This window comes from Streptococcus mitis, assembly GCF_946188615.1.
Classification (GTDB): Bacteria; Bacillota; Bacilli; order Lactobacillales; family Streptococcaceae; genus Streptococcus; species Streptococcus mitis_BZ.
This window is the reverse complement of the sequence record NZ_CAMHVK010000038.1, coordinates 1-257: the sequence shown is the minus strand read 5'-3', so window position 1 is coordinate 257 and position 257 is coordinate 1. Positions and strand designations below refer to the sequence as shown.

At 61.5% G+C, this 257-nt stretch carries 1 protein-coding gene; it reads right to left on the bottom strand.

Translation table 11 applies throughout. The annotated features are described in order from the left end of the window. The coding region (locus OCF95_RS09805) for a hypothetical protein (protein WP_261105345.1) at window positions 1-257 on the bottom strand (257 nt) is incomplete at both ends.

Below are 257 nucleotides of genomic sequence, written 5' to 3'. Positions count from 1 at the left end.
GTCGAGCTGGTTGAAGGTGTCATTAGTCATGGGAATGGCGCTAAACGCCATCTCGACGCCCTGCTCCTGCAAGGTAGCGAGCCGTTCCTCCCCGAGAGGCGGGAAGCTTGCCAGATCCCAGCGCCAGTCGAGGGTCTTTCCCCTTGCTTTGGCCAGTAGCGGCGCAAATTGTGTCCAGTCGGCATGACTGAGCAGGCTGAGGGGCAGTTGCAGCCCTTCCGCCGGGTTGCGCAGCCAGAGTTCAAGCAGGTGCTGGA